Annotated in this window: 10 protein-coding genes and 1 pseudogene; 7 read left to right on the forward strand and 4 right to left on the reverse strand. The window is 73.1% G+C overall.

Annotated features, from left to right (window positions below):
• Positions 1-202 precede the first annotated feature (202 nt).
• The 3 genes from IE330_RS19880 to IE330_RS19890 are packed head-to-tail and all read left to right on the forward strand — an operon-like array spanning position 203 to position 2,793.
• Positions 203-1,249 carry an adenosine deaminase gene (locus IE330_RS19880; protein WP_190137411.1) on the forward strand — a complete coding sequence of 349 codons (1,047 nt, stop codon included), beginning with the start codon at positions 203-205 and terminating at the stop codon, positions 1,247-1,249.
• 45 nt (positions 1,250-1,294) lie between these two features.
• Positions 1,295-2,005: a glycerophosphodiester phosphodiesterase gene (locus IE330_RS19885; protein WP_190137412.1), complete on the forward strand. Its 711-nt coding sequence runs from the start codon at positions 1,295-1,297 to the stop codon at positions 2,003-2,005.
• Positions 2,002-2,793: an SAM-dependent methyltransferase gene (locus IE330_RS19890; RefSeq protein ID WP_190137413.1), complete on the forward strand. Its 792-nt coding sequence runs from the start codon at positions 2,002-2,004 to the stop codon at positions 2,791-2,793. Before IE330_RS19885 ends, IE330_RS19890 begins: the two co-directional genes overlap by 4 nt.
• A gap of 174 nt (positions 2,794-2,967) precedes the next feature.
• Here the strand turns inward: IE330_RS19890 and IE330_RS19895 are convergent, their stop codons facing one another.
• The gene (locus IE330_RS19895) at positions 2,968-3,714 is read right to left on the reverse strand and encodes an SDR family NAD(P)-dependent oxidoreductase (protein WP_190137414.1); all 747 of its coding nucleotides are present in this window, start codon (positions 3,712-3,714) and stop codon (positions 2,968-2,970) included.
• 162 nt (positions 3,715-3,876) lie between these two features.
• Between IE330_RS19895 and IE330_RS19900 the strand changes: the two genes are divergently transcribed.
• Entirely contained in the window at positions 3,877-4,506 is a 630-nt protein-coding gene (locus IE330_RS19900) for a TetR/AcrR family transcriptional regulator (RefSeq protein WP_190137415.1), read from the forward strand.
• A 470-nt stretch (positions 4,507-4,976) separates the two neighbouring features.
• On the opposite strand, the gene IE330_RS19905 is transcribed toward IE330_RS19900, so the two are convergent.
• The 3 genes from IE330_RS19905 to IE330_RS19915 all read right to left on the reverse strand — a co-directional run bounded on the left by IE330_RS19905 (position 4,977) and on the right by IE330_RS19915 (position 8,390).
• Positions 4,977-5,543 carry an HXXEE domain-containing protein gene (locus tag IE330_RS19905; protein ID WP_190137416.1) on the reverse strand — a complete coding sequence of 189 codons (567 nt, stop codon included), beginning with the start codon at positions 5,541-5,543 and terminating at the stop codon, positions 4,977-4,979.
• 13 nt (positions 5,544-5,556) lie between these two features.
• Positions 5,557-6,729 carry a polyamine ABC transporter substrate-binding protein gene (locus IE330_RS19910; protein ID WP_190137417.1) on the reverse strand — a complete coding sequence of 391 codons (1,173 nt, stop codon included), beginning with the start codon at positions 6,727-6,729 and terminating at the stop codon, positions 5,557-5,559.
• 224 nt (positions 6,730-6,953) lie between these two features.
• A complete protein-coding gene (locus IE330_RS19915) occupies positions 6,954-8,390 on the reverse strand; it encodes a gamma-aminobutyraldehyde dehydrogenase (protein ID WP_190137418.1) in 1,437 nt (478 codons plus the stop codon).
• A 202-nt stretch (positions 8,391-8,592) separates the two neighbouring features.
• Between IE330_RS19915 and IE330_RS19920 the strand changes: the two genes are divergently transcribed.
• The 3 genes and pseudogenes from IE330_RS19920 to IE330_RS19930 form a co-directional block, all read left to right on the forward strand.
• A complete protein-coding gene (locus IE330_RS19920; RefSeq protein ID WP_373314692.1) occupies positions 8,593-9,168 on the forward strand; it encodes an Lrp/AsnC family transcriptional regulator in 576 nt (191 codons plus the stop codon).
• Complete coding sequence (locus IE330_RS19925) at positions 9,153-10,532, forward strand: aspartate aminotransferase family protein (protein ID WP_190137420.1); 1,380 nt, start codon at positions 9,153-9,155, stop codon at positions 10,530-10,532. Before IE330_RS19920 ends, IE330_RS19925 begins: the two co-directional genes overlap by 16 nt.
• 194 nt (positions 10,533-10,726) lie before the next feature.
• Positions 10,727-11,416: pseudogene (locus tag IE330_RS19930) on the forward strand (ABC transporter ATP-binding protein); the annotation flags it as partial.
• Positions 11,417-12,350: the final 934 nt, after the last annotated feature.

Raw genomic sequence — 12,350 nt, forward strand, 5'->3', positions numbered from 1 at the left:
GGCTCCGCCCGCATGGCCCCGGCGCGGAGCGCTTTGCGCCGTTGTTGGTTTCTTCTCCCGCCCGCCCACCCGTGACCACCCCGGTGCCCAGAGCGGCCCCGGCGCGGAGCGCTTGTCCGTTTGCTTGTGGGGGGCGCCTACGATGACCCCGACCCCTCGGGGGTCGCCCGATCAGCCGATCACCTTGTTCCGGGGAGGAACCATGACCGACACCGCCCAGACCCCAGTCGGCAGCTTCATCGCAGGGCTGCCCAAGGCGGAGCTGCACGTGCACCACGTCGGCTCGGCCTCCCCGCGCATCGTGTCCGCCCTCGCCGCCCGCCACCCCGACTCCAAGGTGCCGACGGACCCCGAGGCCCTCGTCGACTACTTCACGTTCACGGACTTCGCCCACTTCGTCGAGGTGTACCTGTCCGTCGTCGACCTCATCCGCACGCCGGACGACGTCCACCTCCTCACCTACGAGGTGGCCCGCGAGCTCGCCCGCCAGAACGTGCGCTACGCCGAGCTGACCATCACCCCGTACTCCTCCACCCGCCGCGGCATCGACGAGCGCGCCTTCATGGCTGCCGTCGAGGACGCCCGCAAGACGGCGGAGGCGGAGCTCGGCGTGGTGCTGCGCTGGTGCTTCGACATCCCCGGCGAGGCGGGCCTGGAGGCGGCGGAGGAGACCGTGCGGCTCGCCACGACCGACGGCCTGCGCCCGGAGGGCCTGGTCTCCTTCGGCCTCGGCGGGCCCGAGATCGGCGTGGCGCGCCCGCAGTTCAAGCCGTACTTCGACCGCGCGATCGCCGCGGGCCTGCACTCGGTGCCGCACGCGGGCGAGACCACCGGCCCACAGACCGTGTGGGACGCCCTGACCCACCTGCGCGCCGAGCGCATCGGCCACGGCACCAGCTCCGCCCAGGACCCGTGGCTCCTCGCGCACCTGGCCGAGCACCGCATCCCGCTGGAGGTCTGCCCGACGTCGAACATCGCGACGCGCGCGGTCGCCACGCTCGACGAGCACCCCCTCAAGCAGTTCGTGGACGCCGGGGTCGTCGTGACGATCAACTCCGACGACCCGCCGATGTTCGGCACGGACCTGAACACCGAGTACGCCGTCGCCGCCCGCCTCCTCGGCCTCGACGAGCGCGGCATCGCGGACCTCGCGAAGAACGCCGTCGAGGCGTCCTTCCTCGACGAGGCCGGCAAGCGCCGCATCGCCGCGGAGATCGACACCTACACCGAGGCCTGGCTGTCCCGCTGAGCCACGGGGCCCGCGCGTGATCGCCCGGGCCCCCACAATGGGCCCATGCGCACCGTGACCGTCGTGGCCCACCGAGGCGATCCCCACCGCGTCCGCGAGAACACCCTGCCGTCGCTGCGCTCCGCGCTCGACCGGGGCGCGGACGTGGTGGAGATCGACGTCCGCCTGACCGCCGACGGCGTACCCGTGCTGCTGCACGACGCGTCGCTGAAGCGCCTGTGGGAGTACGAGCGGCCGCTGGCCCTGCTCTCCGCGGCCGAGGTCTCCGGCGTCACGCGGGGCGGCGTCCCCACCCTGGAGGAGGCGCTCAAGGAGACCGAGGGCCACCGCGTGCTCGTGGACCTGCCGGACGCGACGCCCAGGACCGCCCGCACCGTCGTCGGCACCGTCGCCGCGTGCGGGGCCGGTGACCGCGTGGCGTACTGCGCGGGGCCCGCGGAGATGCTCGCGGTGCGGGACGCCGACCCGGCGGCGGAGATCGCGCTGACGTGGACGACGCTCGCGCCGCCGCGCCCCGCCCTGCTCGCCGCGATCAGGCCACGCTGGCTCAACTACCGCTTCGGGCTTGTCACTCCACCCCTCGTCGACCGCGTGCACGCCCAGGGGTACCTGATCTCCGCGTGGACTGCCGACACCCGCCGCACCATGCGTAAGCTCGTGTCCCACGGAGTGGACTCGATCACCACGAACCGCGTGGACGCGCTCGCCGCCGTACTGCGGCGACGTCGGGAAACGGGGAGGGAACCGCAGGCGTGACCACAGACAGCACCGCCAGGATCCGCACGGACATCGCGCACAACGCCCGGGTGTGGAACTACTGGCTCGGCGGCAAGGACAACTACCAGGTGGACCGGGCCGTCGGCGACCAGGTCACCGCGATGTTCCCGGGCATCGGCGAAGTGGCGCGCGCGGACCGGGCGTTCCTCGGCCGGGCGGTCTCCCACCTGGTGGGCGACGCGGGCGTGCGCCAGCTCCTGGACATCGGCACCGGCCTGCCCACCGGCGAGAACACCCACGAGGTGGCGCAGCGCCACGCGCCGGACGCCCGCATCGTGTACGTCGACAACGACCCGATCGTGCTGGCCCACGCCCACGCGCTGCTCACCAGCTCGCCCGGGGGCGTGACCACGTACATCGACCAGGACGCCCGCAACGCGCGCGAGATCCTGGACGCCGCCGCCGAGACGCTGGACCTGACCCGGCCGGTCGCCGTGATGCTGCTCGGCATCCTGAACTTCATCCCGGACACGGACGAGACGCACCGCATCGTCCGGACGCTCATGGACGGGGTGCCGTCCGGCAGTTACCTCGTCCTGACCCACCCCACGTTGGACGCCGACGTCGGCGGCGCGGGCAACCAGGCCGCGATGGACTTCTGGAACGCCAACGCCACGCCCCCGATCACCGGCCGCAGCCGCGCGGAGTTCCTGTCCTACTTCGACGGCCTGGAGCTGCTCGACCCGGGCGTCGAGTCCTGTTCGCGCTGGCGCTGCCCCGAGGAAGCGCCGGTCCCCCAGTTCGGCGCGGTGGGCCGCAAGCCCTGACCTTGGGCCAGGGGCCCGCGCCACGGGCCGTGCGCCGCCCGGCTCGTCGACGTCTCGTGCCCCGGCCGTAGGTGCGGGAGGCGTGCACGGCCGGGTCGTCCGACGCGCCGTGGCGGTCGCCGCGCTCCAGGTGCACGCCACCGGAGGCGCCCCCTCCCGACGGGCGCGGAGGCGTCAGGCGTTCGTCCCGCCGTCCACCGTGAACTCCGCGCCCGTGACGGCGCGGCCGCCGGGGCCCACGAGGTGGGCGACCGTCGCCGCCACGTCGTCGGCGTGGGCGTACCGGCCGAGGGCGGACAGACCGCGCTGGAAGTCGGCGTGCTCGCCGTCGGCCGGGTTCATGTCGGTGTCCGTGGAGCCCGGGTGGACCGCGTTGACGGTGATGCCGCGCGGCCCCAGCTCGCGGGCGAGCGCCCGGGTGAAGCCGCTGAGGGCGGACTTGCTCATGGAGTACAGGACGATGCCGCCGAACGGCACCCGGTGCACGAGGTTGCTGCCGATGCTCACGATGCGCCCGCCCTCGGGCAGGTGCGCGAGCGCGGCCTGCGCGCCCACGAACGCGGCCCGGGCGTGGATGGCGAGGACCCGGTCCAGCTCGTCGAGGGAGACCTCCTCGAACGGGCCGTGCGGGAACACGCCCGCGTTGTTCACCAGGATGTCGAGGCGGCCGAGCTCCCGCGCGGCCCGCTCCACCGCCGCGGTGACCGCGTCGGCGTCCGCCGCGTCTGCCTGGACGGCCACCGCCCGCCGGCCGAGCGCCTCCACCTCGGCGACGACGGCCTCCGCCTTCTCCTTCCCGGCCGGGCTCACATAGGTGAACGCCACGTCCGCGCCGTCCCGCGCGAGGCGCTTCACGATCGCCGCCCCGATGCCCCGGCTGCCGCCCGTGACCAGTGCCGCCTTGCCCTGAAGATCCGTCATCGCCTGCCCCAAGTCTCTGCGTACGTACGGCGGTTCGCGGCGTCGCGCCCCCCGCACCGATTTCTGTGTCGACCAGCACAGAAACTCTCACACGCGCCTCCCGCCACGTCAAGGCCTATATTTGTCAGTCGGCACAGAATTCGGCCCAGGGAGGCGCGGACGATGGCGACACGTGGACGGCCCCGGAGCTTCGACCGGGACGCGGCGCTGCGCCGGGCCATGGAGGTGTTCTGGGAGCAGGGGTACGAGGCGACGTCGATGACGGACCTCACCTCGGCCATGGGCATCGCCTCACCCAGCCTGTACGCGGCGTTCGGCTCCAAGGAACAGCTCTTCCAGGAGGCCGTCGCCCTCTACAACGCCACGGAGGGCGCGGCCATGACGCGCGCGCTCGCCGAGGAGCCCACCGCGTGCGCCGCCGTGGAGGCCGTGCTGCGCGAGAACGCCCGCGTCTACGCGGGCGAGGGCCGGCCGAGCGGCTGCATGATCGTGCTGGCCGCCACCAACTGCTCACCGGCGAACGCGCCCGTACGGGACCACCTGGCGACCTGGCGCAGGGCGGGCGCCGACATGATGGCCCGGCGCCTGGAGCGCGCCGTCGCGGAGGGCGAACTCCCCGCCGGCACCGACACACAGGCCGTGGCGGCCTTCTACACCACGGTCATCCAGGGCATGTCGGTCCAGGCCCGCGACGGCGCGACCCAGGCGGACCTGGACAAGACGGTGGACCGCGCGATGGCGGCGTGGGACGCGGTGGTCACGCCGCACGACGGAGGCGGAACGCCTGCCTGAGCACGGGCTCCGGTACGCCGCAGCGAGCACACGCAGGCCCCCTCGGGCAGGGGCGCACCCGACCAGGCAGGCGGTGCGTACGGCGAGGACGCCGCGCCGATCCGCAGAGGGGCAGCCAGCCACAGCGGCGCGCCCAGCCGCACAGCCTCGGCCAACCGCAGCCGCAACCGCAGCGGCGCAGCCAACCGCACGGCCGCAGCCAGCCGCCCAGGCAACCGCAGAGGCGCGCCCAGCCGCACAGCCTCAGCCACCGCAGCCGAAACGGCAGCGGCAGCGGCAGCGGTGCAGCCAGCCGCACCAGGCACAGCCTCAGCCAACCGCACAGCCGCGCCCAGCCGCAGAGGCGCAGCCAACCGCCCAGCCGCACAGCCGCAGCGGCGCAGCCAACCGCACAGCCGCACAGCCGCAGCGGCGCGACCCAGCCGCAAGCGCGCCCGAACCGTAGGGCGTGCCCCCTACGGCCACGCCCCCTACCGCCGCACCACCCGCCGGGCCCGCGCGGCCGCCGCGCCGGCCGCGGCCCCCGCCCACGCGAGCCTCGCGAGCACCTCCCCGGTCCGCGTGGGCCGCAGCACCCCCGCGCGGCGCAGCCGCCCCCGCGCCCACAGGGTGAACGGCACCACGAGCAGCGGCGAGGTGACCGCCCCCGGCGTGTAGCCACGGACCGCGGCGGCCTGGGCGAGGTGCACCAGGCCGTGCAGGCCGAAGCCGTTGAGGACCGTCTGGTAGGCCGGGGAGCGGCCCCCGCTGCGCGCCCCGGCGGCCGCGGCCGCCGCCATCATGGCGCCCACCACGCCGACGGCCACCGCGAACTCCCGCTCGTCCACCGACTCCAGCGCCCGCCACAGCCGCCCGGGCACCCAGGGCGCGGTCTCGCGCAGCTCCGGCACCCGCGTCCGTACCCACCGCGGCAGCGTCAGCAGCTCCTCGGCGTCGTGCAGCGCCCACGCCGCGAACAGCCCGTACGTCGCGGCCGCGGGCACCGCGCCGCCCGCCTCGCCCGTCGTCACCGTCGCGTTCCCCGTGTCGTCGATCATGCGGTCGAGCCTGCTACAGCCCCACGAGGGAGTTCCACCGCTTCGCCAGATCCGGCCGTTCCTCGGGCGTGATGTCCCGGGCGATGGCGAGCCGCTCGCGCAGCGCGCCGTCGGGGAAGACCAGCGGGTCCTCGGCGAGCGCGGCCAGCTCCTTGTCCTTGGACGAGGCGAGGACGTCGCGGGCGGCGGGCACGGGGCAGACGTAGGCGACCCACGCGGCGAGCCGGGCCGCGACCTCGGGGTCGTAGTAGTGGTCGACGAGGCGCTCGGCGCTGCGCTTGTGGCGGGCGAGGTTGGGGATCATCAGGGACTCGGCCCACAGCTCGGCGCCCTCCTCGGGGACGACGAACTCGATGTCCGGGTCGTCGGCCTGGAGCTGGATGACGTCGCCGCTGTAGGCCTGGCAGGCGAGGACGTCGCCGCCGGCCAGGTCCTTGATGTAGTCGTTGCCGGTGAAGCGGCGGATGTGGCGGCTGCGGACGCGCCGCTCGACCTGGTCGCACATACGGTGGAAGTCGTCCTCGGCCCACCGCGTGATGTCGACGCCGTCGCCCTGCATGAGCAGCGCGAACGCCTCGTCGAGCCCGGACAGGAGGGTGACCCGCCCCTTCAGGTCACCGGCCCACAGGTCGGACACGTGCCGGATCTCGCGGCCGAGCCTGCGCCTGTTGTACGCGATGCCGGTGATGCCGGACTGCCAGGGCACGGTGAACCGGCGCCCCTCGTCGAAGTGCGGCGTCCGCAGCAGCGGGTCGAGGTACCGCGCGACGTTGGGCTGGCGGGTGCGGTCCATCTCCTGCACCCAGCCGAGGCGCACGAAGCGCGCGCACATCCAGTCGCTGATGACGACGAGGTCCCGGCCGGTGTCCTGGCGGTTCATCAGCGACGGGCTGATCTTGCCGAAGAACTCGTCGTTGTCGTTGATCTCCTCGGTGTAGCGGACGTCGATGCCCGTCCGCTCCTCGAAGGCGTCCAGCGTGGGGCGGCGGGCCCGGTCCCGGTCGTCGGTGTCGATGTAGAGCGGCCAGTTGGCGAACGTCAGCCTCCGGTCCCGGCCGGAGAGGTCCTTCCCGGCCCGCTCGGACGGCTCGATGTACGCGGCGGGCACCCCGCAGCCGGCGAGGGCCCCGAGGGCTCCCGCCGCGCCGATGCCCTTGAGGACCGTACGACGTGCGGCAACTGTCATGGGCCCAGCCTCACTTCACGCACGAGGGGCGGGCAATGGACAAGGTGTCCACCGCCCGCCCCGAAGACGCCGCAGAACGTCAGCCCCGCGCACGGCCGGCACGCGCCAGCCGAACGACGCCACCGGCCGAACGCCACCGCCAGCCGAGCAACGCCACCGGCCGATCGACGCCACCGGCCGCTCGACACCGCCAGCCGAGCGACGCCCGCGACCCCTCGACGCCGTCAGCCGAGCGACGTCATCACGTGCTTGATGCGCGTGTAGTCGTCGAAGCCGTACGCCGACAGGTCCTTGCCGTAGCCGGACTTCTTGAAGCCGCCGTGCGGCATCTCGGCGACCAGCGGGATGTGCGTGTTGATCCAGACGCAGCCGAAGTCGAGCGCCTTGGACATGCGCATCGCGCGCGCGTGGTCCTTGGTCCACACCGAGGAGGCCAGCGCGTACTCGACGCCGTTGGCGTACTCCACGGCCTGGGCCTCGTCCGTGAAGGACTGCACGGTGATGACCGGGCCGAAGACCTCCTTCTGGATGATCTCGTCGTCCTGCTTGAGCCCGGAGACGACGGTCGGGGCGTAGAAGTAGCCCTTCTCGCCGACCCGGTGGCCGCCCGCCTCGACCTTGGCGTGCGCCGGGAGCCGGTCGATGAAGCCGGAGACCTGCGCGAGCTGGTTGGCGTTGTTCAGCGGGCCGTAGGAGACGTCCTCGTCGTCCGGCTGCCCGGTCCTGGTGTCGGCGGCGGTCTTGGCGAGCGCGGTCACGAACTCGTCGTGGACCGACTCGTGGACGAGCACGCGCGTGGCGGCCGTACAGTCCTGCCCGGCGTTGAAGAAGCCCGCCTCGGAGATGCCGGAGACGGCACCGGCGATGTCGGCGTCCTCGAAGACCACGACGGGCGCCTTGCCGCCGAGCTCCAGGTGGACGCGCTTGAGATCCTTGGACGCGGACTCGGCGACCTGCATGCCCGCGCGCACCGAGCCGGTGATGGAGGCCATCGCCGGGGTCGGGTGCTCGACCATCATGCGGCCCGTCTCGCGGTCGCCGGTGATCACGTTGAAGACGCCGGGCGGCACGATGGAGCCGATGATCTCGGCGATCAGGACGGTCGACGCCGGGGTGGTGTCCGAGGGCTTCAGGACGACCGTGTTGCCCGCGGCGAGGGCCGGGGCGAACTTCCACACGGCCATCATCATCGGGTAGTTCCACGGCGCGACCTGCGCGCAGACGCCGACCGGCTCGCGCCGCACGATGGAGGTCAGGCCCTCCATGTACTCGCCGGCCGCCCGGCCCTCCAGCAGCCGGGCCGCGCCCGCGAAGAAGCGGATCTGGTCGACCATGGGCGGGATCTCTTCGGTGCGGGTGAGGCCGATGGGCTTGCCCGTGTTCTCGACCTCGGCGGCGATGAGCTCCTCGGCCCGCTCCTCGAAGGCGTCGGCGATCTTCAGCAGGGCCTTCTGCCGCTCCGCGGGCACGAGGTCGCGCCAGGCGGGGAACGCGCCGGCGGCGGCCTTCATGGCCGCGTCGACGTCGGCCTGGCCGGACAGCGGCGCAAGGGCGTAGGCCTCGCCGGTCGCCGGGTTGATCACCTCGGTGGTCCGTCCGTCGGCCGCGTCCCGGAATTCTCCGTTGATGTAGTTGCGCAGACGGCGCAGCTCGGTGCTCACTTCCGGCCCTCCAGTCAGATGCCCGGGCACGGGAGCCGGGGACGGGCTTCCGTGTGCGGGTGTCCAGTAGATGAGACACCACCCTAATCCGTACACCGACGCTTTCAACATACCCAGCTCCCCAGGACTACGAAATCCGCACACACAAAGTCTCAGTACAACGAATTTCATCGATCGGCCCTTGCGGAACTGTCGAGACCTCGTGCACAGTGACGTCGTGGCCAGTCGAAGCGCAGACCCCAGCAGCCCCCGGGAGGGGGCGACCACCAGCCCCCGCGAGGGCGCGACCACGCGCGGCACCGCCGGCGGCGGTCGCGGTCCGGGCGGATCGCCGGCGGTCGACGCCGTCTCCCTGGCGATCATCGAGCAGCTCCAGGAGGACGGCCGCCGTCCGTACGCCGCCATCGGCAAGGCCGTCGGCCTGTCCGAGGCGGCCGTGCGCCAGCGCGTCCAGAAGCTGCTCGACCAGGGCGTGATGCAGATCGTCGCCGTCACCGACCCGCTCACCGTGGGCTTCCGCCGCCAGGCGATGGTCGGGATCGATGTGGAGGGCGACGTCGACCCGGTGGCCGACGCGCTCACCGCCATGCCGGAGGCGGAGTACGTGGTGATGACCGCGGGCTCCCACGACCTGCTCGTGGAGATCGTCTGCGAGGACGACGACCACCTGCTCGACGTGATCAACAAGCGGATCCGCGCGCTCCCCGGCGTGCGCTCCACCGAGAGCTTCGTCTACCTCAAGCTGAAGAAGCAGACCTACATGTGGGGAACCCGATAGCCGTGAGCAAGGACCTCAGCAAGACCGCGTACGACCACCTGTGGATGCACTTCACGCGCATGTCGTCGTACGAGAACACGCCCGTGCCCACGATCGTGCGCGGCGAGGGCACCTACATCTACGACGACCAGGGCCGGAAGTACCTCGACGGTCTCGCGGGCCTGTTCGTGGTCCAGGCCGGCCATGGCCGCCGCGAGCTGGCCGAGGTCGCCGCCAAGCAGGCCGCCGACCTCGCCTTCTTCCCCATATGGTCGTACGCCCACCCGGCCGCCGTCGAGCTGGCCGAGCGCCTCGCCCACCACGCCCCCGGCGACCTGAACAAGGTCTTCTTCACCACCGGCGGCGGCGAGGCCGTCGAGACCGCCTGGAAGCTGGCGAAGCAGTACCACAAGCTCACCGGCAACCACACGAAGTACAAGGTCATCTCCCGCGCGGTCGCCTACCACGGCACCCCGCAGGGCGCCCTGTCCATCACCGGGCTCCCGGCCCTCAAGGCCCCGTTCGAGCCCCTGGTCCCCGGCGCCCACAAGGTCCCGAACACCAACATCTACCGCGCCCCGATCCACGGCGACGACCCGGAGGCCTTCGGCCGCTGGGCCGCCGACCAGATCGAGCAGGAGATCCTCTTCGAGGGCCCCGAGACCGTCGCCGCGGTCTTCCTGGAGCCGGTGCAGAACGCGGGCGGCTGCTTCCCGCCCCCGCCCGGCTACTTCCAGCGCGTGCGCGAGATCTGCGACCGGTACGACGTGCTGCTCGTCTCCGACGAGGTCATCTGCGCCTTCGGCCGCCTCGGCACGATGTTCGCCTGCGACAAGTTCGGCTACGTCCCCGACATCATCACCTGCGCCAAGGGCATGACCTCGGGCTACTCCCCCATCGGCGCCGCCATCGTCTCGGACCGCATCGCCGAGCCGTTCTACAAGGGTGACAACACCTTCCTGCACGGCTACACCTTCGGCGGCCACCCGGTCTCCGCCGCCGTCGGCCTCGCCAACCTCGACCTCTTCGAGCGCGAGGGCCTCAACCAGCACGTGCTCGACAACGAGTCGGCGTTCCTGACCACCCTGCAGAAGCTGCACGACCTGCCGATCGTCGGCGACGTCCGCGGCAACGGCTTCTTCTACGGCATCGAGCTCGTCAAGGACAAGGCCACCAAGGAGTCCTTCACCGACGAGGAGTCCGAGCGCGTCCTGTACGGCTTCGTCTCCAAGAAGCTGTTCGAGTACGGCCTGTACTGCCGCGCCGACGACCGGGGCGACCCCGTCATCCAGCTCTCGCCGCCGCTGATATCGGACCAGTCGACGTTCGACGAGATCGAGTCCATCGTCCGCCAGGTCCTCACGGAGGCCTGGACCAAGATCTGATCCCCTCGCCGTTCCCCCGCCGTTCCCCCGGCACACGAGGCCCGGGTGCCCCATCCGAGTGAGATGGAGGCACCCGGGCCGCGTCCTTGTCCGAGGTCCCCCGCGGAATCCTTAGCGTGCCCAGTGACCGATCGGCCCAGCCTTCGTTCCCCCGTACGGGGGACGCGAACTGATCTGAACCGAGGTGTACGCCCATGGTGGCTCCGCCGGACAACGACGTGCTGTGGGCACGCGCCCTGCACATCACGCTCAACGGCTCTCCCGCGCTCACGGGCGTCTCGCTCGGTGTCCGCGAGAGCGAGATCCTCGCGGTCGGCGGGCCGCGCGGCAGCGGCAAGACCACGCTTCTGCGCTGCCTGTCCGGCCAGTTGCTGCCCCAGCGCGGCGAGGTCTGGTTCAACTCCGCGCCCGTGCACACCATGGGCCCGCTGGCGCGCGAGCGGCTGCGCCGCGACCGGTTCGGCTGGATCGACCCCGAGCCCCACCTCGTACCGGAGCTGACCGCCTGGGAGAACACCGCGCTCACCCTGCTCCTGCGCGGCACCTCGCACCGCGCCGCCAAGCGCACCGCCCTGGAGTGGCTGGAGCGCCTCGACATCGGCGACTGCGCGCGCAAGCGCCCGTACGCGCTGACCCGCGCGGAGTGCCAGCGCGTGGCCGTGGCGCGCGCCCTCGCGGCCGCCCCCTCCGTCCTCTTCGCCGACGAGCCCACGGCCACGCTGCACCGCGCCGACCGGGCCCACGTGCTGCGCACCCTGACGACGGCCGCCCGCTCGCACGGCATCACCGTCGTGCTCGCCACCCACGACCCGGACGTCGCCGCCCTCGCCGACCGCACCGTGACACTCCTCGACGGCCGGTACGTCAACACGATCCGCCTACCGGACGACGAGCCGACCTTGGACTTGGGCGCGGCTGCTTCGGCGCTGGGAGGTGCGCGTGCTACGGAGCCGGGTGCGACCGGCGCGGAGCCGGTGCTGTCCGGCACGGTGCCGGGGCTGCCGCGGACGGAGCCGGGGCTGCCCGGCACGGAGCCGGTGCCGCCGCGCACGGGGCCGGGGTTGCCGCTGACGGGGCCGAAGGCGAACGGCACGAAGCCGGGGGCGAACGGCACTAAGCCGGGGGCGAATGGCACGAAGCCGGACCTGCCCCGCACGGAACCGAAGGCCACCGGCGCGAAGCCCAAGCCGAACGGGACCGAGCCGAGGGCAACCGGCACCGAACCAGGCACGACCGGCGCGAAGCCGGGTGCGAGCGGCGCGAAGCCGGACCTGCCCCGCACGGAACCGGAGGCAACCGGCGCGAAGCCGGGGGTGGCCGCCCCGGGCACCGCCCCGGCCCCGGTCGCGGGTCCCGATCCCGTCCCGACTCCTGCCTCCGACACCACCTCGCCTTCCGTCCCGGCCGCCGCTGCCGCCCCGGCCACCGCGTCCGTCCCGGCCGTCGCGCCCGTCCCGGCCGTCCCGTCCGTCACGGGCTCCCCTTCCGTCCCGGCCGCCGCTTCCGTCGCGGCCTCGGCCTCCGTCCCGGCCTCCGCCGTCGGGTCCGCCGCCTCCCCGGCCACCGACGGGTCCGCCCGCGCGGACGGGGTCGCCCTCAGCTCCGCCTCCGCCACCACGGCCGGGCCCGCCACTGCTACCGCCACGGACGGCGCGGCCCCCGTTCCCACCGCCACGGCCGGGCCCGCCTCCACCGGCGCGTCCGTCAGCGCGGAGGCGTCCGCCCCCGCCGACGGGTCCCCGGCCCCCGCGAACGAACCCACCGCCCCCGAGGGGCCCACCGCCCCGGCCCCCCGGGACGCCGCCCCCGCGCCACGCG

This window comes from Streptomyces longispororuber, assembly GCF_014656095.1.
Taxonomy (GTDB): Bacteria; Actinomycetota; Actinomycetes; order Streptomycetales; family Streptomycetaceae; genus Streptomyces; species Streptomyces longispororuber.